At 48.6% G+C, this 24,766-nt stretch carries 20 protein-coding genes and 1 pseudogene; 13 read left to right on the top strand and 8 right to left on the bottom strand.

Annotation, left to right across the window (positions count from 1 at the left end):
- Window positions 1-186: 186 nt before the first annotated feature.
- Complete coding sequence (locus ACQ5DJ_RS21760; protein ID WP_429844279.1) at window positions 187-1,686, top strand: hypothetical protein; 1,500 nt, start codon at window positions 187-189, stop codon at window positions 1,684-1,686.
- Here the strand turns inward: ACQ5DJ_RS21760 and ACQ5DJ_RS21755 are convergent.
- Window positions 1,658-2,167: a GNAT family N-acetyltransferase gene (locus tag ACQ5DJ_RS21755; RefSeq protein WP_429844278.1), complete on the bottom strand. Its 510-nt coding sequence runs from the start codon at window positions 2,165-2,167 to the stop codon at window positions 1,658-1,660. The genes ACQ5DJ_RS21760 and ACQ5DJ_RS21755 overlap by 29 nt on opposite strands.
- 20 nt (window positions 2,168-2,187) lie before the next feature.
- Window positions 2,188-2,481, bottom strand: a pseudogene (locus ACQ5DJ_RS21750) (VOC family protein); the annotation flags it as partial.
- Window positions 2,482-2,715: 234 nt separating this feature from the next.
- On the opposite strand from ACQ5DJ_RS21750, the gene ACQ5DJ_RS21745 reads away from it, so the two are divergent.
- The 6 genes from ACQ5DJ_RS21745 to ACQ5DJ_RS21720 all read left to right on the top strand — a co-directional run bounded on the left by ACQ5DJ_RS21745 (window position 2,716) and on the right by ACQ5DJ_RS21720 (window position 8,991).
- Entirely contained in the window at window positions 2,716-3,957 is a 1,242-nt protein-coding gene (locus ACQ5DJ_RS21745; protein WP_429844277.1) for a DNA polymerase IV, read from the top strand.
- Entirely contained in the window at window positions 3,954-4,325 is a 372-nt protein-coding gene (locus ACQ5DJ_RS21740; protein ID WP_429844276.1) for a hypothetical protein, read from the top strand. The genes ACQ5DJ_RS21745 and ACQ5DJ_RS21740 overlap by 4 nt, the downstream gene beginning before the upstream one ends.
- Complete coding sequence (locus ACQ5DJ_RS21735) at window positions 4,322-4,672, top strand: YolD-like family protein (RefSeq protein ID WP_429844275.1); 351 nt, start codon at window positions 4,322-4,324, stop codon at window positions 4,670-4,672. The genes ACQ5DJ_RS21740 and ACQ5DJ_RS21735 overlap by 4 nt, the downstream gene beginning before the upstream one ends.
- A gap of 280 nt (window positions 4,673-4,952) precedes the next feature.
- Window positions 4,953-5,234 carry a hypothetical protein gene (locus ACQ5DJ_RS21730; protein WP_007728325.1) on the top strand — a complete coding sequence of 94 codons (282 nt, stop codon included), beginning with the start codon at window positions 4,953-4,955 and terminating at the stop codon, window positions 5,232-5,234.
- 213 nt (window positions 5,235-5,447) lie between these two features.
- Window positions 5,448-7,286 (top strand): ABC transporter ATP-binding protein, encoded by a 1,839-nt coding sequence (locus ACQ5DJ_RS21725; RefSeq protein WP_429844280.1) that lies wholly within the window; start codon window positions 5,448-5,450, stop codon window positions 7,284-7,286.
- Window positions 7,255-8,991: an ABC transporter ATP-binding protein gene (locus tag ACQ5DJ_RS21720; protein ID WP_429844274.1), complete on the top strand. Its 1,737-nt coding sequence runs from the start codon at window positions 7,255-7,257 to the stop codon at window positions 8,989-8,991. The genes ACQ5DJ_RS21725 and ACQ5DJ_RS21720 overlap by 32 nt, the downstream gene beginning before the upstream one ends.
- A gap of 70 nt (window positions 8,992-9,061) precedes the next feature.
- On the opposite strand, the gene ACQ5DJ_RS21715 is transcribed toward ACQ5DJ_RS21720, so the two are convergent.
- Window positions 9,062-10,372 (bottom strand): MFS transporter, encoded by a 1,311-nt coding sequence (locus tag ACQ5DJ_RS21715; RefSeq protein WP_429844273.1) that lies wholly within the window; start codon window positions 10,370-10,372, stop codon window positions 9,062-9,064.
- Between the two features lie 221 nt (window positions 10,373-10,593).
- Between ACQ5DJ_RS21715 and ACQ5DJ_RS21710 the strand changes: the two genes are divergently transcribed.
- Entirely contained in the window at window positions 10,594-12,192 is a 1,599-nt protein-coding gene (locus ACQ5DJ_RS21710; RefSeq protein ID WP_429844272.1) for an amidohydrolase, read from the top strand.
- An 81-nt stretch (window positions 12,193-12,273) separates the two neighbouring features.
- Here ACQ5DJ_RS21710 and ACQ5DJ_RS21705 read toward each other — a convergent pair whose 3' ends face one another.
- Both ACQ5DJ_RS21705 and ACQ5DJ_RS21700 read right to left on the bottom strand, forming a co-directional pair.
- A complete protein-coding gene (locus tag ACQ5DJ_RS21705; protein WP_429844271.1) occupies window positions 12,274-12,753 on the bottom strand; it encodes an SRPBCC family protein in 480 nt (159 codons plus the stop codon).
- Window positions 12,754-12,876: 123 nt separating this feature from the next.
- Complete coding sequence (locus ACQ5DJ_RS21700; RefSeq protein ID WP_429844270.1) at window positions 12,877-13,773, bottom strand: DMT family transporter; 897 nt, start codon at window positions 13,771-13,773, stop codon at window positions 12,877-12,879.
- Window positions 13,774-13,918: 145 nt separating this feature from the next.
- Between ACQ5DJ_RS21700 and ACQ5DJ_RS21695 the strand changes: the two genes are divergently transcribed.
- On the top strand, window positions 13,919-14,797 hold the full coding sequence (locus ACQ5DJ_RS21695) for a LysR family transcriptional regulator (RefSeq protein ID WP_429844269.1): 879 nt from the start codon (window positions 13,919-13,921) through the stop codon (window positions 14,795-14,797).
- A 1-nt stretch (window position 14,798) separates the two neighbouring features.
- Here ACQ5DJ_RS21695 and ACQ5DJ_RS21690 read toward each other — a convergent pair whose 3' ends face one another.
- Window positions 14,799-15,545: a TIGR02206 family membrane protein gene (locus ACQ5DJ_RS21690; RefSeq protein ID WP_429844268.1), complete on the bottom strand. Its 747-nt coding sequence runs from the start codon at window positions 15,543-15,545 to the stop codon at window positions 14,799-14,801.
- A gap of 362 nt (window positions 15,546-15,907) precedes the next feature.
- A complete protein-coding gene (locus ACQ5DJ_RS21685) occupies window positions 15,908-16,417 on the bottom strand; it encodes a Gmad2 immunoglobulin-like domain-containing protein (RefSeq protein WP_429844267.1) in 510 nt (169 codons plus the stop codon).
- A 159-nt stretch (window positions 16,418-16,576) separates the two neighbouring features.
- Between ACQ5DJ_RS21685 and aspA the strand changes: the two genes are divergently transcribed.
- Complete coding sequence (aspA, locus tag ACQ5DJ_RS21680) at window positions 16,577-18,001, top strand: aspartate ammonia-lyase (RefSeq protein ID WP_429844266.1); 1,425 nt, start codon at window positions 16,577-16,579, stop codon at window positions 17,999-18,001.
- 70 nt (window positions 18,002-18,071) lie between these two features.
- On the opposite strand, the gene pdaA is transcribed toward aspA, so the two are convergent.
- Window positions 18,072-18,857 (bottom strand): delta-lactam-biosynthetic de-N-acetylase, encoded by a 786-nt coding sequence (gene pdaA, locus ACQ5DJ_RS21675; protein ID WP_429844265.1) that lies wholly within the window; start codon window positions 18,855-18,857, stop codon window positions 18,072-18,074.
- Between the two features lie 279 nt (window positions 18,858-19,136).
- Here pdaA and ACQ5DJ_RS21670 point away from each other — a divergent pair, with 279 nt between their 5' ends.
- The 3 genes from ACQ5DJ_RS21670 to ACQ5DJ_RS21660 all read left to right on the top strand — a co-directional run bounded on the left by ACQ5DJ_RS21670 (window position 19,137) and on the right by ACQ5DJ_RS21660 (window position 24,744).
- Window positions 19,137-19,388, top strand: coding sequence for a DNA primase (locus ACQ5DJ_RS21670; RefSeq protein ID WP_429844264.1), 252 nt, complete (start codon window positions 19,137-19,139; stop codon window positions 19,386-19,388).
- A gap of 100 nt (window positions 19,389-19,488) precedes the next feature.
- A complete protein-coding gene (locus ACQ5DJ_RS21665; RefSeq protein WP_429844263.1) occupies window positions 19,489-22,761 on the top strand; it encodes an SNF2 helicase associated domain-containing protein in 3,273 nt (1,090 codons plus the stop codon).
- Window positions 22,762-22,944: 183 nt separating this feature from the next.
- Complete coding sequence (locus ACQ5DJ_RS21660) at window positions 22,945-24,744, top strand: CotS family spore coat protein (RefSeq protein WP_429844262.1); 1,800 nt, start codon at window positions 22,945-22,947, stop codon at window positions 24,742-24,744.
- Window positions 24,745-24,766: the final 22 nt, after the last annotated feature.

Raw genomic sequence — 24,766 nt, 5'->3', positions numbered from 1 at the left:
GTCGCATTCTCTTGAAGGTGTTTTGATTTGTCTTACGTTATGGGGTCAGTCCCAAGCGTGCGGGGAGGCTTTTTCTTTTGTGGGGTGAAACTTTAAGCAGGGTATCGACGTCTATCCTCTGTAAGGTAAATTTTTCTAGGAAGCGAGGCGAGTTTTTTGTCTTTGCGAAAAATTCGGGGAATGAGTATGTCCATTGTGTTCGCATTGCTTATCATGACAGGATCCGACTTCGCGCAAGCAACTTCCACGGACAGTCGGATTGCTCAGACTGGCCCATCCCATACGACCAGCCAAACGACAAAGGAATGGAAGCAAAAGGAACTTCCTTACGACTATGCAGCGATGAAAGAAGACGTGGTTATTCAGTTGAACGAGGCTCCACAGCTCAGCTCTCCTCGAAGAACGGTCGTGGGACCTGCTCCACAGGCATACACCCTCTTTTTTAAGGAAGCCGTGAACCGTGGAACAGTCGAAGCAGCGATCCGCAAAAATGCCCAGGAAGAAACCAAAAAAGAGGACTTGGGCTACGTGGAGCCGATTTTTACGTTTCACTGGGTGCACGACCGTCAACTGCAATTGCTGGCTACCCTTCCTGATACGCTTGCCAAAGACAGAAGCTGGACGGAATATGTTGTAAATGTAGCAGGAGCGAAGACGGTAAAGGGAACCGTGTTTGATGATACGAATGATTTCTCGGCGGTGGTGTTTGCTCCGTCTCAGATTTGGCGAGTCTCCGTCGATGGCAAGGTGAAAGAAAAAATGACGGACTTTGCCGTCAGGACTCCCATGGAATTTATCGACCCTGAGGAACGGTATGTGCTGCTGGAGCGATTTACAGAATATTGCGAGTGCGATGCACGTTTCCCCATGCTGTATTCGATTTATGACGCACAGTCAAAAGAGTTGACTGCTTATCCAGTGGAGCTGACTGACAACTATAGCGGTGCAGGCGACTTCATGGCAGATCGCCGCGGCTTCTTTTTCGCTCATCCACCGAAAGGGACAGAAGTACCGAAAAGTGAGTTTGCCACTCGTATCAAGGTAGATGGATACGTACATGGAGCCAGCTTTAGCCATGATCGCAAGCATGTGTTGATGGCAGTAGGCAAGACCGAACAGAAAAAGGATCTCGATCTGGTCGTGTACGATTTGGCCACTGCAAAAGAACGGCGCCTCCCAGGTGTTATCAAAGGATGGGTTCCAACGGATGAGATGAATGGGCAAGTCCAGCCCGTCAGTTTTATGGATGATGGACGCTACGCGACGTTTGAAATGAGAACAGAGGAAGAAAGCTTTGAGGAGCTTCGTCAACGTTACGATTGGCAGTCAGGCAAGGTGATCAGCTGGAATCCACCCGTTCCCAAAGAAGCTTGGTCTGGCTATATCCAGTCGACAGATGGCGCCTATCAAATGTATTGGAATGCAGGGGTGTTTAAGGGTGACGTCAAACTGAAGGAAATGAAACCAGATGCGATATGGATTCCAGGCACTCACCATTTGGTTTATATCGATTGGGAAAAAGCTGAACAAGGAGCGGAGTCCGTGTCGTCGCTCTTCCTGTTCGATGCTGATCGTAAGCAACAATCTGTGCTGGTGAAAGGACTGCCAGCGAGTGTATCTATTTTGGGAGCTAGCAACGACGGCAAATGGCTGTATGTCACGACTCCGGAGCTACTTGCCCCTTAGCATCATATTCCGATGCCAGCATGGATAAAATGATCAAGGATTCGTAAGTATGGCCTGATTTTAGGCAATCGCGCAAGGTGCCCTCTATGTGAAACCCTTCCGATACGTAAAGGCTGCGGGCGCGGTCATTCGTTTCTTTTACATCCAGCCAGAGTCGATGGGCTTTTTGCTCGATGAAGGTCCAATGCTTAATCTGACGCAGGATGTTGCGACCGTAGCCTTCGCCCTTGACTGCGATTGTAACACGCATGAGTTCAATACTTTGATGAGGATTGGTCAGCCCGGCGATGATGACGTAGCCGACGGGGTGGCCTGTTTCTTTTTTTTCCGCAATCATATGGAGGATGTCCGGGTTGCCAAGTGCGTGGTGGTGCTGCTCTTCGCTCCACGGGATAATGAACGGGGTATTCTCTGGCGCATTTTCTACTTCACATACGAATGGAATGTCTGTCGGTGTAGTACGGCGCAAGTGGATGGTCATGCGTGTATCTCCTTTTCAGCTTAACATTTACATACCATGATCAGATTGCCGTCGGGATCGCGGAAGTTGAACCAGTGGCCATGCTGGATAGGAACGACGACTTCCACTCCGCTCTCCTTAAGAAATACATAAGAGGCTTCGATATCTTGTGTGTTGAAATGAAACAAGGGGGCATCATCTGTGATGCGCTTCGGAAAGATTTTGCTGTCCAGAACGAGCGTCAGTCCGCTTTGTAAGGGAATGCAGTATATATGTCCGAACATAATCTCACCGTCCGCGGGAATGCCCAAGAGACGGCAGTACCAGTCGCGTGCGCTAAAGAGATTTCATCACCAACCTTCCGAAGCGAAATTTGGATTCCTGTCGTGAAAAAGTAACCCCTTATTGGATTCGCTCTCACTTGCGGAACACCTACCGACGTGTGCTTGACCGAGAAGAAATAATTACCAACTTTTTTTTGCGCCAGACAGGCATAAAAGCGAACGTTTGTTTGCTATAATAAGAACAAAGCAAAACAAGAACATAAGTTCTTATTAGGGGATGATCGTGTGTCCAATGCGAACAAGCGGATCGTGTTTTTGATCGACATGCAGAGCTTTTATGCCAGTATCGAGAAAGGGGCCAATCCAGAGCTGCGAAACAAGCCGATTGTCGTCGCAGGTGATCCAGAGCGGCGCAGCGGAGTTGTGCTGGCAGCGTGTCCGATTTCCAAGTCATACGGAGTGGTCGCTGCCGAAGCGCTATGGCAGGCGCAGCAAAAGTGTCGCCAGCTCGTCGTTGTTCGTCCGCGCATGGAGATGTACATCCGCATCTCCATGCAAATCACTCGCATATTCGAAGCATTTACAGACAAGGTGGAGCCGTACTCGATCGACGAGCAGTTTCTCGACGTGACAGGCAGTGTCCATCTATTTGGTGATCCGCTGCAGATGGCTGCACAGATTCGGCAGCGCGTCTGGATGGAGACGGGAATCAACTGTCGGGTAGGCATCGGAGAGAACAAGGTACTGGCCAAGATGGCCTGCGACAATTTCGCCAAGAAACGGGAAGAAGGCGTTTTTTGGCTCAAGCGGGAAACGTTAGCGGATACGCTCTGGAAGCTTCCGATTGAAAAGCTGTTCGGGGTAGGCTCACGCATGAAGCGTCATTTTCATCGGATGGGCGTCTATCAGATCGGGCAGCTGGCAGATATGAGGCCAGCCATCCTCACTCGACATTGGGGAGTGAACGGGGAAGTGCTGTGGCGCACGGCTCACGGAATCGACGATTCGCCTGTGGCTTTGGATTCCTATGATTCACAAAAAGGAATCGGTCATCACATGACGTTGCCTCGGGATTATCATACCGCAGCAGAAATCAAGGTTATATTATTGGAGCTGTGCGAAGAAGTGTGCCGTCGGGCGCGGAAAAAGGAGCTGATGGGCTCCGTTCTGTCTGTGGGCTGTCGTGGAGCTGATTTGGCTGCTGGAACGGGCTTTGGGCGGCAGATGAAGCTCACGGAACAGACGAATGATGCCATGACTTTGTACGAAGCGGCCTGCTTTCTGTTTGACCGTCACTGGCAGGAAACGCCCGTCCGCAGTATCGGGGTCAATCTGGGGCAGCTTGTCCCTGACAACGTGGTGCAACTCAATCTGTTCACGGACAATCACAAGCGGCGTTCGTTGGCACAAGCCATGGATGATATTCGGACCCGGTACGGTCAGGATGCCATCCTGCGCGCCACCTCTGCCTTGGACGCGGGACAGGCGAAAGAGCGTGCACGTAAGATCGGAGGACACTACAAGTGACGGAGCCGATGGTGTCAGACGAGCAGGAATTGATACGCCAGTATATTTTATTTGGCATTTTGTTTCGGGCGGTCATGGTCGACCTGGCGGAGGTGCGGATTGTGCCGTTGAAATTTTCTTATCAGATGATGTTCGATGAGCTCTCGCGGTGGGCGGAGCGGAAGCATCACCAGCTGCGTCGCATCTTGGGACAGAGAGGGTGCACAGTCGTCAGCTCACGACGTCAGGGACATATGTATGTCGTCCACTATCGACAACGCGGGTACGTACGAGAAGCGATCTATACGATTGAAGTATTGCGGGCAGAGTGTCAGGAGCTCGTCCATTTGTGGACCCGATATGAACAGCGAGGAGAGAACAAGCGATGAGGGAAAAACGCGTGTCCAAAAAGGAAAATGTATTCGTGGCCAGTCGGTTTGTGCTGCCGGAGCATCGGGAAATGTATTTGCGCATCAAGGAAGAAGAGCGCCGCTATGTACCACCCGAGCTGGATCAGGAGCAGCTCAGCGCCTTGAGCGAGCTGGTATGGCAGGCGTTCCAGACAGAGAGCATCCTGACGCTGACCTATTATGACGGGCGAGAGCCGCGACGCCTGTCTGCCCACATTATCCATATTGATCAAGCGGCGAGACGCCTCAAGCTTCGGGTGGGCTCCGAGATTCATTGGGTTCCTTTTGCCAGGCTGCTGCATGTGGAGCTGGCAGCGAGCTTCTAAATCGAGGAAATGCAGGTACATGATGGGGAGAGCACAAGAATAACTCAAGAAATAGACAAAAATAGGTCTCTTTTTCAAAAGCAAGCGTCAAAAAACAGCGTGCCGCGTTGAAACGGTGTGTGCGAGGAAGATGTGAGATTCCTGAAACGAAAAGCGGTCAAAAACAACCGTTTTTCGTGTTTTTTGGCTTACACGGATTTTGCCAGAAGGGAGGTTTCGCTGTATTGTTAGATTATCTTTTGAAGCATATATTTGACGGATAGAACAAAGGAGATTTAACATGCTAGCACAAGAAATGGGTGTCATATTCACCAAGCACGCCGATCAAATTACTTCCAAGCGTTGGGGAGAATTCATGCAACAATTGGAGGAAAAAGGCCTGTACGTGCTCATTGAGACAGACACGATCGGAAGAGTGATGAGTCCATTGGGCGGATTGATGCCCATGCCGTGTAAAAGTGAGACGCTCCATATTGTGACAGCTGATGAGCTGGAGCAGCGCGGCTTGCCGCTCGGTCACCACATCGTAACGAAAGCGAAAGAAAAAGTAGTCCAACCATAATCGAAAAAACCAACGCAACCTTTCCTGTGGGAGCTAGCCTCCAAGTGGGAAAGGTTTTTTGTTGTCTTAAAAAAGAATACTCCGGCTAGGGGCAAGATCTATCCGGCAATCGGCGGTAGAGGGCAGAAGGTCACATTATGATAAGGGGTAGGACAAAAGAAGCAAGCAGGAGAGAGGAGAACAGGAATGACGACAATGGAGAGCAAAGAGGGGATGCAGCCTAAAAGCGGCGTGCGTCGCTTGCTGGAGATTGCGGATGAGAAGCGCGGATTGCTCGTCGTCTCGGCAATATTGTCTTCCTTGAGTGCAATATGCAAGCTGGTGCCTTATGCATCCGTCTACTTCATTTTACGCGAACTGTTAACGCATGCAGCGTCTCCCGCTATGGCGGACGGGGCGTACATGATTCGGTGGGGAGTTATTGCGCTTTTGGGACTCGTGGGAAGTCTGATCATGATGTATGCAGGCGGGATGGTGTCTCATATCGCTGCGTTTCGCATTTTGTACGGAATGCGGGTCAAATTGGCTTCGCATATCGGCCGTTTGCCACTTGGCTGGTTAAACGGAACGTCTACCGGTGCAGTCAAAAAAACATTGGAGCAAAATGTGGAAAAGGTCGAGACGTTTGTCGCGCATCAGCTTCCAGATTTGGTGCATGTAGTCGTGACGACGGTGCTCATGATTGGCGTGATGTTTTACTTGAACGTCTGGCTGGCGCTGGCCTGCGTCGTGCCGATCATACTGGGATTGATTGTGCAGATCATTACGTTTTCCGGGACGAAAACAAGAGAAAATATCAAGAGGTACTACGATTCGCTAGAACGGATGAATGGATCTGCCGTCCAGTACGTACGCGGAATGCCAGCGATCAAGGTATTCGGGCAGACGGTTCATTCCTTCCGACGCTTTTATGCGGATATGATCACCTATCGGGACTATTGCGTCAAGAATACGGATGATTTTCAAAACGGATTTTTGGTATTCAAGGTGATTCTGAGCTCATTTGCGGCCTTCATTCTCCCGGTAGGGGTGTTCATGCTAAGTCAAGATCCGCAAAATGTTGCATTTGCGTCTGTTCTGCTCTTTTTCCTCGTAATGGCGCCAGGTGTATCTGCACCGATGTTTAAGCTCTTGTTTTTGACCTCTACCCTGCGCGACATTGGCGAGGGTGTGGAGCGCATGGATCGGATTTTGGCAGAGCAACCTGTTGCCGAACCACTTAGCTCTCGGCGTCCGCAGAGCTTTGATGTCGCATTTGAAAACGTCTCTTTTTCTTATGCAGCAGAGGGGAAAACAGGAGGAGAGGCACTTTCTCGCATTTCTTTTTTTGCGAAGCACGGGCAGGTGACAGCTCTGGTCGGACCGTCTGGTGCAGGAAAATCTACGGTAGCGAATCTCATTCCGAGATTTTGGGATGTCTCGGAGGGAGCGATTCGCATTGGCCAGGTAGATGTTCGGGAGCTATCGAGCACCGACTTGATGAACACCGTAGCATTCGTCTTTCAGGATACGTTTTTGTTTTATGACACGGTCTACAACAACATTGCGATTGGATTGCCAGACGCAACGCCAGAGGCGGTCTATGCAGCGGCGAAGGCAGCCCAATGCCATGATTTTATTCAAAAGCTCCCGCAAGGCTACGACACCCTGATCGGGGAAGGGGGAGTCTACTTGTCTGGGGGAGAAGAGCAGCGTGTGGCGGTCGCACGGGCGATCTTGAAAAACGCACCGATTCTTGTCCTCGACGAGGCGACTGCCTTTGCTGATCCTGAAAATGAGTACGAGATGCAACTGGCTCTGGCAGAGCTGATGAAGGGCAAAACCGTCATTGTCATCGCGCATCGCCTGTCAACGATTCGGGATGCAGATCAAATTTTGGTGCTGGAAAATGGGAAGCTGATCGAGCAAGGCAGGCATCAAGCATTGGTAGAGGCGAATGGGCTCTATGCCCGGATGTGGAAGGCTTACACCGATGCGCAGGAGTGGCAAATGGGTGAAGGAAAGGGGAGTGTGGACACAGATGAGTATGCTGAACAATATCACAGCAGGTAAACCAAGGGCGCTGATCAAACCCGTTATGTACACGACACTTGCCAACCTTGCGCAAATAGTGCCGTTTGCCTTGCTCGTGGAGGGTGCCCGATTGATTTTTGAGCCGTTTGCCCAGCCAGGTGCCCCATTGAACATCGAGCGACTCTGGTGGGTATGCGGATGGATGATAGTCTCGTTGCTCCTTTTGTTTCTATGCGAAATTCCAGCGTATCGTACACAGTTTCGCGGTGCCTACAGCACGGCTGCAGAAGGGCGAACCAAGCTCGCAGAGCACCTTCGCAAGCTGTCACTCGGTTACTTGAACAAAAGAGACCCAGGGGATTTGGCCAATATGATGATGGGAGATTTTACGATGGTGGAGCACGGGATTTCCCATCTCGTACCGCAAATGTTGGGGGCGATCATCATGCCTGTCATGGCGATCGTAGGCCTATCTTTCGCAGATTGGCGCATGGCACTGGCCTTGTTTGTTGCGTTTCCCATAGCGATTCTCTTGGTGCTGATGACATCTGGACTTCAACGCAGGCTCGGAGCGACGCATATGCGTGCCAAAATTGACGCCGCCAATCGCTTACAGGAATATTTGAACGGCATTCGCGTCATCAAGGCGTACAATTTGACCGGTGAACGCTTTGTACGGCTGGAGAAATCCTTTCGCGAGTTCATGCAGCAGAGCATACGAATCGAAGGCTTGCTGGGACCGATTGTGCTCGCCGCCATCGCTTTTATCCGGGCGGGACTCACATTCATGGTCATGGTCGGCGTGTATTTGCTCGTAGCAGGTAACATAGACCTGATCACGTTTGTCATGTTCCTGCTGGTTGGGACACGTATCTTTGATCCATTGACAGCAGCACTCGTCAACTATGCAGAATTCCGTTACCACGAACAGGCGGGGGAGCGGATTGTCGAGTTGCTGTCGGAGCCGATCATGACAGGCGAGCAGCAACCGCCTGCGGAAAACGACGTGAAGCTTGCAGGCGTCTCTTTTGGTTATATCGAAAAGAACGTCCTGAACAACGTGAGCATGCACATGCCAGTCGGTTCATTTACAGCGTTGGTCGGGCCGTCCGGCAGTGGGAAAAGCACCGTGATGCGACTGATTGCCAGATTTTATGACCCGTCGCAAGGCAGTGTTCAGCTGGGGAATCACCCACTTGTCGACATGGACCCGGAGGCACTCCTCTCCCGCGTGTCGATGGTGTTCCAGGACGTGTATTTATTCCAGGACACAATTGCTAACAACATTCGCTTCGGAAAAAGGGATGCGACACAAGCTGAGGTCGAAGAGGCGGCCAAACAAGCGTGCTGCCATGATTTCATCATGAAGCTGTCCGATGGCTACGATACGCTCGTAGGGGAAGGGGGAAGCACGCTATCAGGCGGCGAGAAACAGCGCATTTCCATTGCCCGAGCGATCTTGAAAAATGCGCCGATCATTCTCTTGGATGAAGCAACAGCCTCACTCGACCCCGAAAATGAGGCGCAAATTCAGAAAGCGATCGATACGCTTATCGAGGGAAGAACGGTTATTGCCATTGCTCATCGCCTGAAAACCATCCGAAATGCTGACAACATCTACGTGTTGGAAAATGGCGCGGTCGTCGAACAGGGACAGCATGATGAGCTTGTGAAGAAAAACGGTTTGTATGCACGGCTGTGGAAGCTACAGCAAGCGACAGGCGGATGGAGACTGTCTTCATAAATCGGTGACAAAACCCGCTAGGCAAGGCAAGTCAGCCGAAGCGGGTTTTGTCATGGGCGCACGCTTACGTTTAGTTGTCTGCTTTTTTAGTCGCAGGGACGTGACGGAATAGCTTGGTCATGCACGCCCATGCGATGAGTGGGCCGATTCCGATGCACAGAATCAACCAGTTCAGTGTAAGTGGAGAGACGCTCAAGGAGGTTACCAGCAGAAAGATCAGAATCCCCACCAGCCGACCAATGTCCAGAGCGAACTCTCTGAGCACGACATACTCGACCCGATTGCGTGCGCTCTCTTCGTTAGTGCCAATCAGATCAAAAATCGTAGAGAGCATGGGCACAGAAAACAGCGGATAAGCGATGGACACGGCAATCCCGAAAATAAGCAGTGTCGTAAAGCTCACCTGCCAAAAAAAGACGAAGAGAATCCCCCACATGATGACAGAACCAGCGAGCATTCCCCACTTGCGAAAGCGAGGAGCGAACCATTTGGCAATCAGGAAGTAGCTCACAAGGCCGACGGCAGATGTAGTCAACCAGTAGTTGCCGAGAGTCATCTCGCTTTTCGTGGAAATGTAGACGAGTAGACCGATCACAAAACCAAATACACCTTCACGCAGTCCTTGACCAGCTAAAGCGCCTGCCGCCCAGCGCCACTCGGGCTCCTCTCGCAAACAACGTAAGGAAAAGCTCCAAGAATACGTCCCTTCCGATTGACGTTTTTTCAAAAAAAAGCTGATGAACACGCCGACAACAAATAGCGCAAGAGAGATCCCGAAAATAAGGGAATAGCCGCTGTTGCCCGGAAGCCGCGTAATGAGCAACCCTGATATCCATGGAGCGAGCATGCCGCCAATGGAAGCAAGCAACCCTGCCCAACCGTTGAAAAGGTCGCGGTTATCGGCATTCGTGATTTCGAAGTACACCACATTAAAAGAAAGCCAGAAAAAGCCACTCGCCATACCTTGAACGAGCCCAAGTGGTACGGCATAAGTGACAGCTTTTGGCCCCGCCAGAAGAACGAGCAAATAAAAAAGGGCGGAAACTGCCATTCCGGCACGCAAGACATTCATTTTGTTTAAATTCTTGACATACCAGCCAGCAAGCCAGAAGGTAAGAGCACCCGCGAGATGGGCAGCAAAAGTAAACCAAGCGATCGGCGCAAATTGACTTTTTACCTTCCACAAATAGACGTTTACAAACGTGCCAGAAAGGGCGCCAGCGGCAATGAATACAGCGTTGACCAGCAGCAGCAGCTTAGCTTGATTGTCAAGACGACCTGATGGCTTTTGATGAGAAGGCTCGTGGCGCGACATTTTCAGACCAGTGGACTCCTGTATTTGAAGGAAGGATGGAAGGCGTTTTTTTGTTTTTTGTTGCATACGTTCCCTCCGCGTAAAAATAGGACATGAACATAACGTGCCCTACCGCAGCTGCTTTCAACAGGAAAGAGAGTAAACACCATGTTTTCCCAAATGTAAAAATCAAGATCGCAATTTTTTGAACGTTATTTCATCTCAGGGAGGAAAACGACTAGCGGCAAACAAATTAAGAGAGGATAGGCATACGAAAATACAGAAGCGAACAGAAAAGAGGTCACGAGATGGCGACAACCATTTTCAGAAATGGACGCATTTACACAGGAGATTCCAGGCATTTGTTCGTACAAGCGCTGGTCGCTCGGGATGGTATTGTCCATGACTTGGGCAGCGATGCGGACATGCTTCTTCAATACGGGGGCAGTGATGCAACGGTCATTGATTTGCAAGGATGTACCGCTACCCCGGGATTGATTGACAGCCACCTGCACTTGGGATGGCTCGGTCTCACCTTTTTGCAGCTGGATTTGAGCAAAGCTCGCTCCAAGGACGAGATGCTGTTTCTCTTAAAAGAAAAAGCGCAAGCCACACCTGAAAATAAGTGGATACAAGGCTATGGCTGGGATGAGAATTTGTTCGCGGATGGTGGCGGCATACCTACCATCGAAGAGCTTGATCAAGCTGCACCACATTGCCCGATTCTTCTGGCACGAATATGTGGACATGCGAATCTGGTCAACAGCAAGGCACTGGAGCTATGTGGCTATCATCGCGACATGGAGGTGCCTGCAGGGGGAGTCATTGTACATGATCCTGTGAGCGGAAAGCCAACGGGTATGCTATTAGAAACAGCCTCCACCCTGATTACGAAGCATATTCCAAGACCTGACTACGATCAGTTGAAGCAAAGCCTGCGCAGCTCGATTCGCTATGCAATGGCGCATGGATTGACAGGGGCACATACGGAGGATTTGCGTGAATTGGGCGGACTTGCGCAAACGTATCGGCTCTATGATGAGCTCATCAATGGCGAAGAGCTTGCGCTGCGCAGCAACCTGCTTGTCTTCTATCCGCATATGCATGAGCTGCGCGACTTAAACATGACGGCAGGTTATGGCAACGCTCATGTGCAAATCGGTGCGGTGAAAATTTTTGCAGATGGGGCATTAGGACGCAGGACGGCTTACCTGTCAGCTCCGTACGCTGATGATCCGAGTACCAGCGGTTATCCTGTGCATGAGCAAGACGAGCTGACAGAACTGGTTCGCCAAGCACGTGGACTCGGGATGCCCATTGCCGTACACACCATTGGCGACAAAGCACTGGAAATGGTGTTGGACAGCTTGGATCAGTTCCCGGCAGTCGCCTATCGAGACCGCCTTATACACACACAAATCTTGCGACCGGACCTGCTGGATCGCTTGAAGCATCCTCATCGGATCGCCGATATCCAACCGCGTTTTCTTGCGGGAGACTTCCCGTGGGTGATGGATCGCGTAGGGCAGGAGCGGATTCAACACTCGTACATCTGGAAAACGATGATGAACTACGGAATCATTTGCGCTGCGGGCTCGGATACACCAGTAGAACCAATTGATCCTTTGTTGGGGATACACGCAGCCGTCACGCGCAAAGCACCGGGAGAAACACACGATGGATACTTCCCGCAAGAAAAACTGACGATGGAGGAAGCGATTCATCTGTTTACATTGGGCAGTGCACAGGTAACGAACGAAGATCATGTCAAAGGCACGCTGTCTCGTGGAAAATATGCGGATATGACCGTCTATTCCAAAGACCTCTTTACCATCGATCCAGACGAGCTGCTCTCGACAAAAGTCATGATGACCATCATTGGTGGAAAAGTTTGCTACTCGTCTTGAAAAAATAACCCGAGAATCAGAGCAACGGGAGTCCTGGACAAGAAAGTAAAGTCCTGGACTCCCGCAGTTTTATTGAACGATCTACTTTTCAGACATACTTGCCAGATGCTCTTCAAGACGATCCATAGTCTGTTCGGCACCTGGGACGGCATACGTTTTCACCTTATCGAATACAGCGGCAGTTTCTTCAAAAACGGTGCGATAAGTGAGTTTGGTCTTGCCATCCAGATCCTCAAAGATGGCTGTCGCTAGAAAATGAGGAAACACAGTATGTTTGAAGACGATTCGCTCGAGTTTAACGACCTCGACAAAGACGTTGGTGTTGGGAAAATCAACGCCATCAGGACCGTGCATGATAAACTGCCATGTACCGCCTGGTTTTAGATCAAACTTCTGAGAAGTCGTCGTAAAACCTCGAGGTCCCCACCACTTCGACAGGTTCTCCTCTTTCGTCCAAGCATCAAACACAAGATCGCGTGGAGCATCAAAAACGCGGGTGATCACAATCTCGCATTCACCTACTTGCGTTACGATTTTGTTTGATTCGTTGTTTTGGTTCATGTCCATCCCTCCATACTAAGTAGCTTCGTCATGGATACACTCATTTTTTCAATCATAGCAAATAAATCAGGCGTGGATTTCTTTCAGATTGCTATCTTGTATAATCCATAAGCAAAACCCGACTCAGGATAAGTGAGTCGGGTTTTTTGTCAGCTGCTTTCCGCGCAGCAAGCTCTTCACATCGATTTCCGCAATCAGCACACTGATCAAAACGAGACCTGCGCCTATGTACCCGCGAGCAGACAGTGTTTCGCCTGTGACCAAGAAGGCAAACAGGGCAGCGAAGACAGGCTCCAAGGAAAAAATAACACCCGTGTGCGTGGCGGTCGTATATTTTTGGGCCACCGTTTGAACAACAAACCCAATTGCACTGCACAATACGCTAAGGGCGAGTACGGCGATCCAAGCCTCTGTTGTCTGCGGCAATGTGGGAGTCTCCAGCGCAAAAGAAAAAATAATGCCCAACAGTGCCGTAAAGCCAAGCTGGTAAATCCCCAACTGGATCGTATCGGATTGATTGGCCCATCGTCCTGTTACGGTAATATGTGTAGCGTAAAAGAGGGCACCAGCGATGCACAATAGGTCTCCTTGGCTGATGCGAAATTCAGCGCTTAGTGTGAGTAGGCCGATGCCGATCATGGCCAATGCAGCGCCGACAAAGACTCTTTTTTCGGGACGGTTTCTCAAAAGAATAGATAAGAGCGGAACAAAGATAACGGTTAAGCTAACGAGAAAGCCTGCTTGGGAAGCCGTCGTTGATTTCACTCCGTTCGTAATGGTGGCAAAAACCCCGAAAAGGAGCGCACCGAGTACGAATGCATGGAGCAATGTTTTTCGATTCGTGCTACGCAAGCGTTTATGGAACAAGGCGGCTGCCAGTAGAAAAGCAATGCCAAAGCGGATACCGATTAGATTGAAAGTCTCCAAATCCTTCAATCCCATTTGCATAAACACATACGAGGTTCCCCAAAACAGGGTGACCAAAATCATAGCCAAATCGGCTTTCACTTGCGGTTTCATGATGGGATAAGCCTCCTTGCCCGGGAAAAAGCGGGTCCTAATCAGTATTGCGCCATAAACAGTATACGAGTATCGTTTAAATAAGAAAAATGAATGTTTGTGATGATTTTCATGAATCGGATTCATGTAAAGGGGACGAAGAAGGGTGAGTTTGAACAAGTTTGAGGTAGTTATCACCGTTATTGAGTCGGGGAGCTTAACCAAAGCTGGAGAAATACTCGGTCTGACACAATCAGCGATCAGCCATGCGATTGCGAGTCTGGAGCGGGAATTTGGGTTTTCGCTTTTGACCAGAGGACGGTCCGGTATTAGCCTCACGAGTAATGGGGAGCGACTGCTTCCATACATGCGTGAGACCTTGCGCTGTCATGAGCGGATGAAACAAGAGGTGTTTGCCATCAATGGGTTGGAGGTCGGGACGGTGAGAATTGGAACGTTCACGAGTGTATCCACGCAATGGCTTCCTGGTATCCTCAAGCGGTTTCAAGACCAGTATCCGGCGATCGAGATTAAGCTGATGGAAGGGTATTACGATGGAATTGAGAGCTGGATTCAAACCGGAGAGATTGATTTCGGCTTCGTCTCCTTGCCGACAACAGAGGATTTGGAATGTATTCCTTTGAAAAAGGATCAGATGTATTTGCTGGTGACAGAGGAGCACCCGCTCTACGGAGAGGAGCGGGTGCATGTGAGCCGATTGGCCGAAGAGACGTTTATCATGCCGAAGACGGGCTGTGACAATGATATACAGCGCTTGCTGGCCCAGTATCAGATCGAGCCGCGAATCAAATATGAAGTGGGAGATGATCACGCGATTATTGCCATGGTGCAAAATGGGCTCGGGATCAGCATCCTTCCGGAAATGATTTTGTTCCGCTTGCCTGCAAATATCCGGATGATCCCGCTTGAAGGGGAGCATTACCGTTCGCTGGGGGTGGCAGCAACCTCTTTTTCCAAGCAGTCACCGGCTGCCAAACGCTTCTTGCAATTTGTAACCGATTGGGTAAACGAGCAGCAGGTGTAATTCAGACAGACAAATCGCTCCTGACTTCCTTCGCCAACGACTGCTTTCGGATGAAGGGCAGGTACAACAAGAAAAACAATGCGAGCGCTACTCCTTCCAACGAAACAATGTACCACGGATACGGGCCCAAGAAATCAATCAGACTGGGATTGTCCGGTTTGCGCGAGACAAATAAGTAATTTCCGCCGGTCCAATGGTTGACGAAGGTTGCGACGAGCAAAAGCAGGTTTAAAAAGCCCATCGTTTTCCAAATCGAACGGATAGTCGGACGGTAGCCTTCTATCCACGTCATGTACAGACAAGCAAGGACGATTCCCGCATGGGCTACAAAAAAATGCACAAAGCGAAAATGCGGAAATGGATAAAACAACTCGGGTGTAAGCAATGCCTGCATGGCTCCGCCAATCCCGGCAAAAAACGTAATCTCATACAGCCCGTAGCTTCTCGTCATCAGCATCATGGCAGAAAGGAGGAGGGTCACGCTACACAACTGCAAGGGCAATGTATAAGCAGCCGTCCAGCTCTCGGTATAAACATGCCAAAGCTGATAACAAACCTCTGACAAGAGCAAGACACCCGCAAGTACGTAACGTGTGGTGAGTCGATTTGTCGGGGCTCGGAGCTTTTGCCGAAATAAATAGGTGAGCACGACCAGACAGAGTACTAGAATCAAGGTGATAACGTGAGAAGTGGAAAATAGCTGAAACGGCTCGCCTGGCAGAAAAAGTGAAAAATAGGGTGAGGTCATGATGATCTCCTCTTTGTTTATTATTTTTTATATTTGAAAATTCACGAAATTTTAACAGATAGCTATTTGTCTGATATAAATCTTTGGTTATAATATAAATAGACTACGTTACATCATTGAGAGGAGTTATAGTCTTGAACTTAGTGCTCACGGAAAAACAATGCAAGTCTTGCCAGGCTCGCTTAACAGAGTATGAAATCGAGAACAATGGTGCGCTCTGCATGGAATGCTTCAAGGAAGAACAAGGCGAGTAAAAGTAACAGCAAGGCATACGGCAACTGACTGTCTACTGCTACCTAATAATAGACCCTTTCAATCAGGCCCTCTCTTTTCATAGAGAGGGTCTGATTTTTTTTTAGGCCTTATTCCGGGAGCGGAATGATGAGTTCCATTCTTCGGCTGCCGTCTTTCATGCTTGTTTCAAACAAGATGAGTGTCAGTGTGCTGTTCGGCTCCGCTTTTTTCACTTTTAGTGTATGGGTAAAATCTCCCCAATCCGGAGCAGCGGTCGTAGCCTGCACGGAACCTTGCGTCAGCTCGTTATGTCCATCTTCTACGACATAATTGAATACTGCTTCGAACACACTCGCCTGTCCTTTGATTTCAAACGTGTCTTGGGCGGTTTTCTTTACAGTGACATTGCGGAAAATGTCATTGGCATACACAGTCTCCTGTTGAGCTGGTTGTTCCGTTGGTGGCTTCTCAGGCGTTGTAGGTGGTTGTGTAGTTGCAGGTGTCTCAGAAGCAGGTGTCTCGGGCTCTGCTGCAACGGGTGGCTTCTGTTGTTCTGTTGGAGTGGAAGGGCTATCTGTGCCACTCGTGCATCCGTGTAGCAAGCCAATCGTCAACAGCAGCAAAAGCAGTTTTTTCATGGTATCCCTCGATTCTGTCTGGTATGAAATGGTACCTACAAATAGTAAGACGTAAAAACAAATAATAGTGTTTCAGGTGGATGAGTCTTCCTGCATCAAACTATGATAGAATGGAGAGGAAGTAGCAACCATTATTCCTAGAAGGCTGGTCTGATAAGAATGGAACAACAGACGTTTCGAGTGGAAAAAGACTTTCTTGGCGAGAAGCAAATTCCAGTAAATGCTTATTATGGCGTGCAAACGATGCGAGCAACGGAAAACTTCCCAATCACCGGGTATCGTCTTCATTTTTCCCTCATCAATGCAATGGCAATGGTAAAAAAAGCAGCTGCGATGGCCAATATGGAAGTTTCCAGATTGAATCCGCGGTTAGGAAATGCGATTGTCGCTGCGGCGGAAGAAATCATGCAAGGAAAATGGCATGACCAATTTATCGTCGATCCGATCCAGGGTGGAGCAGGTACTTCGATCAATATGAATGCCAACGAAGTGATCGCAAACCGCGGTCTTGAGATGCTTGGTGAGAAAAAAGGAGATTATTTCCACCTAAGCCCAAATACACATGTCAACATGTCTCAGTCTACCAATGATGCTTTCCCGACAGCGATTCATATTTCAACACTCACCCTGTTGGAAAAGCTGCTCGTGACGATGGATAAGATGCATGATGCATTTGACCAAAAAGCAAAAGAATTCGATGATGTCATTAAAATGGGCAGAACGCATTTGCAGGATGCGGTTCCGATTCGCTTGGGCCAAGAATTCGAAGCATACCGTCGAGTGCTTGAGCGCGACATCAAGCGTATCAAGCAATCTCGTCAGCATTTGTACGAAGTGAATATGGGAGCGACTGCGGTAGGAACAGGTTTGAATGCTGACCCTCGCTACATTACAACAGTCGTCAAGCATCTTGCCGATATCACAGGCTTCCCGCTGACAGGTGCAGAGCATCTCGTGGATGCTACACAAAACACAGATGCGTACACAGAAGTATCAGCAGCACTGAAAGTTTGCATGATGAATATGTCTAAAATTGCGAATGACTTACGTTTGATGGCATCAGGACCTCGAGCTGGACTGGGAGAAATCTCCTTGCCAGCACGTCAGCCAGGTTCCTCGATTATGCCAGGAAAAGTCAATCCTGTTATGGCAGAGCTCATCAACCAAGTAGCGTTTCAGGTCATCGGAAATGACCATACGATTTGTTTGGCATCTGAGGCAGGTCAGCTAGAACTGAACGTTATGGAGCCTGTGCTTGTCTTCAACTTGCTGCAATCGATCAGCATTATGGACAATGCGTTCGATGTCTTTACGCGTCACTGCTTGGAAGGAATCGAAGCAAACCGCGAGCGCATGAAAGAATACGTGGAAAAAAGCGTAGGCGTCATCACTGCGGTGAATCCTCATCTTGGATATGAGACTGCTGCACGCATTGCCCGCGAAGCTATTTTGACAGGAAAGTCTGTACGTGAGCTATGCTTGCAACACAATGTCCTGACAGAAGAGGAACTGGATCTGATTCTCGATCCATTTGAAATGACTCATCCAGGTATTGCTGGAGCATCCTTGCTGGATCGCGATTAAACCAAAAAACTCCCGCGCTTTGCACATGCGAAGCAGCGGGAGTTTTTGCTTGCAAAAGGAAGGGCTTGCACTACTTTTTCGGAAGTTGATCCAAGCTCTTGAATTCATAGCCTTGCTTGCGTGCTTCATCGATCACCATCCCGAGTGCCTCTGCATTGTCTTTGGAGACAGAATGGAGCAGAATAACAGCGCCGGGATGCAATTGGGCCATCACGCTATCATAGGCATATTTTGCCCCACGCTGAACTTTGGTATCCCAATCCTTATAGGCGACCGACCAAAAGACATTGATATAGCCTAAATCTTTGGTTACAGCAAGTGTGCGATCGCTGAAAATTCCTCTTGGAGGTCGCAGGTAACGCATGTTAGCTTGTCCGGTCACTTGCTTGACTGCATCGTTTACTTTCGTCAGTTCGTCTTTGATTTTCTGATTCGATACGGTTGTCATATCGGGATGGCTCCAGGAATGGTTGCCGATCAGATGTCCCTCTTGCGCCATTCGCTTTATCAATTCGGGCTGTTCCTTCACAAAGTGCCCTGTCACAAAGAAAATGGCAGGGACTTTTTTCGCGACAAGTGTATCTAAAATCTTAGGCGTAAATCCATTTTCATAACCGTTATCAAACGTCAAGTAAACCTCTTTTTTCGTAGTATCCCCTAAAAAAACCGCACCGTGACGATCCACAATGCCTTTAAAGCCTTCCTCGTTGATAGAGGGTAATTGACCATTCTTGCTCTTTTTAAATCCAAAATGGTACGGGTGATCTGGTGAGGCCATAATCGAGTCAACTGGCAAGGCACTTGTAAGCAACAAGCTAATTCCGATCAACAAGCTTTTGATCAATCGTCTTTTCAATAATGAGTTCTCCCTTCTGTAGCGAAGTCATGATGTATTTAAGTCGATTCCATCAAAAGTTTGTCCAGTCTACTTCCAAATATGTAAATGGACATTTGCAACAGCAACTACGTAGAAGGGCAAGTGAAGCGGTATTCCAAGTTGTGTAAAAATCTTCTCAGGGTAAGGAGACAACTGTCCATACAAGAAAAAGGAACTCGTCATATAGTATCAAAGTCGACAGAAAACTGTTGGCGAATGCTACCAGATAATCATCTATAGCCAGGAGGTGTGTTTAACATGGAAGAATGGTTGGAGCAATTACGTGAAGCCATCGGTGAAGGTGCAGAAGAATTAGAAGTAAAAATCGAATACGAAGATGGTACCACGAAAAAATTGTATTTCGGCAATAATGATGAAGAAGATGAAGATGAAGATGACGACGAAGAATCTGATGACGAAGAATCCGATGAGGAAGAATCCGATGACGAGGAATCTGATGACGAAGAATCCGATGACGAGGAATCTGAAGAGGAAGACGAAGACGACTAATCGTTTATATTTGTTGAAAAAAGATACGCGTACATGCGTATCTTTTTTCTGTTGCATTCTGTAATATTAAACATATTTCATGATGAGGATGGAACAGAAAATGAGCTTTCAAGTGAGTCATCAAACGATAAAAGAATGGTGCGGTCGCCTTTCTTATGAAAGAGGAAAGACGTTTTACCGTTCTGGGAACGTGCTTGTGGAGCATTTTCAACAGGAGCCTGCTTGGATCAAAACGACAGTGAACGCAGGAAAAAATAATTATCAGGTCACCATTGAACTGGACGAGTCAGGTATGGCAGCAGTGTGTAGTTGTCCTACTTTAGCGTCGTACGATCATTACTGCCAACATATCGCAGCCTCGTTGTTAACCATGCGCGATCTGCAAGTAGACGAGCTTTCTGGCAGCTACTCCACTTCCTTTACAGCCAGACAAGCAGGCATGACAACCCAGCCTGATTCCCAACTAACAGAGGGACTGTTCGGTTTGTTCGTGGACCGGCCGATTCGGACAAGCCATAATCGCGTGTTGCTGGATTCGCGATCAACGCTTGCCTTGGAAATCATCTGTAAAATCGTACCGTACAGCTTTCGCAAGAGCATGATCGGAATAGAGCTGAAGCTAGGGCCAAAGAGGTTGTACATCGTAAAGGACATTCGCGCGTTTTTAGATCGGGTGGATAAGCAGCAAGTGTATCGTTTCTCTAGCCAATTTACCTATGATCCGAATTTGCATCGCTTTTTTCCAGAGCATGAAGCCATCCTCCGTGAACTCCTGCAAATTTATCGCACAGAAAAAATATATCGAGAGACAGCAAGCTACCATTATCAGGAACAGAAGCATGTGGGTGGGGAACGGGTTCTTCTTGTTCCACCATTTACCTGGGAGCGATTATTTGCTTTGCTACTTACCGCACCGTCTGTTCACATTCAGCATCATGACCAAATGTATCCAACGTTTGCATGTATAGATGAGCCGCCGCCACTTCACTTTGAATTCGACCAGACCAAAACCGAGCAATATCAGTTGGAAGTCCAAGGATTCAAGCAAATCACGGTCTTGGAAGCTTACGGATTGTTGCTCGTAGATGGCATATGGCACAGACTGCCAAAGGAACAATGCCACAGTTTGGCAGAGCTAAAGCACTTGTTAGAATCTCATAGCAGTGAGCGGATTCACATTCCCGCGGAAAAAATCGAGCTATTCATGGTGCAGGTTGTCCCGGCCTTGATGAAGCTGGGGAACGTGCAAATTGCAAAGGCCGTCTCGGATCGAGTCGTGCAATTCCAGTTAAAAGCTAAGCTGTATTTGGACAGGGTAAGAGACCGGCTGCTGGGGGGACTTGAGTTTCAATATGGCGATATTGTCATCAATCCGCTGGAAGGGTATGAAGGAGAAGGGCAACGTGGCAGTGAGCTGATTTTGATGCGTGACGGGGAGAAGGAGCGGCAGATTTTAGAGCTAATGGAGGAAAGTGCCTTTACCCGTACGGAAGGAGGGTATTTTCTAGATGACGAGGAAGCTGAGTACGACTTCCTTTACCACGTCGTCCCTAAGCTGGAAAAGCTGTTAAAGGTATACGCGACAACTTCCGTAAAAATCAGGATTCAACCTCTCCACCTACCACCAAAAGTAAAAGTGGATGTCGATGAGCGAACAAATTGGCTGGATTTTCGCTTTGATATGGATGGGATACCTGAGTCCGAAATCCGAAGTGTTATCCAATCGGTAGATGAAAAGCGCAGATATCATCGGCTGTCGAATGGAGCGCTTCTACCGCTTGAGACAAAGGAATTTGAGCAAATCAATCGTTTCCTGGATGAGATGGGCATGCAATATGCTGAGCAAATGGGGAGTGGTTTTCAACTGCCTGCATTTCGCGGGCTGCGCTTGCTCGATATACCGATCCAGGGACAGTCTGTTCAGCTAGGCAAATCGTTGCGCCAGTTTTTGGAGAATATGCGTAACCCTGATAATCTGGACTTTCCAGTACCCGAATCTTTGCAGGCGACACTTCGAGATTATCAGAAGTTTGGCTATCAATGGATGAAAACACTGGCACACTACGGCTTTGGGGGGATTCTAGCAGACGATATGGGCCTAGGGAAGACCTTGCAAAGTATTACCTTTCTTCTCTCTGTACTGCCCGAAATCCGAGAACAAAAGCTCCCGGCGATTATCGTGGCTCCTGCCTCTCTTTTATACAATTGGCACAATGAAATCAAAAAGTTCGCGCCAAATATCCGTAGCGTTATTGTGGATGGAACGAAGGAAGAGCGGTATCAAATCGTAAACGAGATGTCAGAAATGGATGTGCTCATTACTTCTTATCCGCTCTTGCGTCGTGATCATGCCCAGTTCGAGGAGCATTCCTTCCACACCTTGATCTTGGATGAAGCGCAAACCTTCAAAAACTATGTGACCCAAACAGCTCAGACAGTAAAACGAATAAAAGCTAAGCAGCGCTTTGCTCTTACGGGAACGCCTGTGGAAAACAGGATAGAGGAGCTGTGGTCCATCTACGATGCTGTTTTCCCTGAGCTTTTTCCGGCGCGAAAGGAATTCCTCGACTTGCCGCGAGATACGATTGCGAAGCGGACGCGTCCATTTTTATTACGCAGGCTCAAGACTGAGGTACTGAAGGAATTACCGGCCAAAATTGAAACACTGCAAAGCGCAAGGCTGTTGCCAGAACAGAAAAAGCTGTATGTCGCTTATTTGGCGCAGCTCCAACAGGAAACGGTGAAGCATCTGTACAATAAAGGCTTTCAAAAAAATCGGATCAAAATCCTCGCAGGCTTGACGAGACTCCGTCAGATATGTTGTCATCCCGCGTTGTTCGTCAAAGAGTATGACGGAGGGTCAGCAAAGCTCGAACAGCTATTCGAGATCATTGGTGAATGCAAAAACGCTGGGAAGCGCGTTTTGCTCTTTTCTCAATTTACGGAGATGCTAGGGATAATCGGACGCGAGCTGGGGTATCATGGTGTCCCGTTTTTTTATCTGGATGGGCAGACACCAGTAGCAGAGAGACTAGATTTGTGCAACCGATTTAACGAGGGAGAGCGGGATTTGTTTCTCATGTCATTGAAAGCTGGGGGAACCGGATTGAATGTGACGGGTGCGGACACCGTAATCTTGTATGATCTGTGGTGGAATCCCGCCGTAGAACAACAGGCAGCCGATCGCGCCCATCGTATCGGGCAAAAGAAAGTCGTTCAAGTGATCAGGCTTGTTGCAGAGGGAACGGTCGAAGAGAGGATGTACGAGCTGCAACAAAAAAAGAAAAACTTGATCGAGGAAATCATTATACCGGGGCAAGCGGCTATCTCTTCTTTAACCGAGCAAGAAATACGCGAATTGCTAATGATTTAACATGAACAGCTTGACTATCGCTACCATGCGAAGGGTCAAGTTGTTTTTTTGCGAGACTTTATCCCTGTGCGAATAACGAATTGGCAGACTCCCAATGATATTTGTCCGGTTCGAGATAAGAACATAGCGAATAGCTTATGGAGAAGGACGAAGGCATCACCACAGTAGTGTGGGGGGAATGGAATGGAACAATATGTGATTAAGCCATGGGATACCCGAGAAGGGAATGTGGAAACGCCGGCTAACTGGGATTTGACAGTGCCACCGGAAGTAGATGCGATCGCAGATGAAGTGATCAAAGAGTATGACATGTCGGTGAAGAGTCGTACGCTCATTACTTCCAAGCCAGATAAAGGCGGGGCTATTTGGCGCATCGAAACAGATAAAGGTCCGCGTAGCCTAAAGGTACTGCACCGTACGCCTGAACGCAGTCTCTATAGTGTGGCTTTCCAAGAATACGTCGTCAAACAGGGGGCAAGAGTACCAGCACTGATTCCTGCCCGAAATGGCAGTCTTTTTGTAGAAAAAGGCGGGAAGCTCTGGATTGTTACCGATTGGATTGCTTTGCAACCGGCAACAAAAGTAGATTTGGTAGGCGCGCAAGAGCTTTGTTATGGTCTTGGTGAATTCCATCGTCATTCGAAAGGCTATATTCCGCCCGCAGGAGCCAAAAACTCTTCCCGTTTATATCGTTGGCCCAATCATTATCAAAAGATTGCCAAAAAAATCGGGTGGATGCGGGAAGTAGCTAAAGCCTACAGTGAAATCCCAACAAGTAACTCCATTTTGGCCGTCGTTGATCACTATGAACAGCAAGCATGGGCAGCCTTAGAGAAACTAAAAACATCTGCCTATCCGAAAATGATCAAAATGGGAGAGGCGCATTGGGGATTGGTGCACCAAGATTACGGCTGGTCAAATGGTCAAAATGGTCCGGGGGGGCTTTGGGTCATCGACCTGGATGGCGTGTCGTACGATTTGCCATTTCGGGATTTGCGCAAGCTCATTACCAGTACGATGGATGATATGGGCGTCTGGGATGTTACCTGGATGCGCGGCATGATCGAAGCCTATCATAAGGCGAATCCACTGGATCGCGAATCGTTTGAAGTGCTCTTAAATGACATGGCAGTGCCAAACGAATTTTATAAGCACCTCAAAGAGATGTTTTATGATCCCGAAATCTTTCTGTCGACGGAAGCGGAAGGCATTCTGCAGCGAGTTTTGACGGGGGATACAACGAAAGATGCGGCATTGGCAGAACTCGCAAAAGACATTAGCAACTACGAACCGGGCAACTATGACCAAATAACGGAAGTAGTTGAACCGCAAAGGGTAGCATCAGGTATCAAGGAATTCATACCTGTTGCGGTATCCATTCCAACGACAGAGACTTTGGTAGAGGAGCCGAAAGACAAAGAGTCCAAGGTCAAGGTGTCTAAGGATAAAGAGTCTAAGGTCAAGGGATCCAAAGACAAAGCGTCCAAAGTCAAGGAGCCTGCAAGGGATCAGGTAGCCAGTTCGCTTCCGACTTCCGAACAAACGCCAGTTTTACCGGAAGAAGGCCAGCAGGAAGGGGGAGAGGTAGGACAAAGCAGCACTCCCCGAAAAACTGCAATCTCATTTTCGGGAAATGTTCCTTTTACGCCATCAGCCCCACACGATACAAGCGAAGTAAGAAAACTCGTTCGTCGAAACAAAAAGCGGGGAATGAGCTCTGTTGTTTCAAAAAGCAGCAGCAAAAAGTCAAGCAAGCCTCAAAGGAGAGTAAAGGTCTCTATCGATGTAAAAGGCAAATCAAAACCCACAAGTCAAGCAGGGAAAAACAAAAAAAGAACTGTGTGGACATCTAAACAGCAGTCCCGGACCGTCACTTCCAACAAGAGCAAGAAGGTTGCCAAGACGGCGAAACCAAGCCGTAAATTCATCAATAATCAGATGAAGAAACAGCGACATAAATCAAAGAAGACGAGAGGCAACTAATGTAAGAAGTCGGAACGGGAAA

Source organism: Brevibacillus sp. FIR094, from assembly GCF_050477165.1.
Classification (GTDB): Bacteria; Bacillota; Bacilli; order Brevibacillales; family Brevibacillaceae; genus Brevibacillus.
This window is presented reverse-complemented; position numbering and strand designations above follow the sequence as displayed.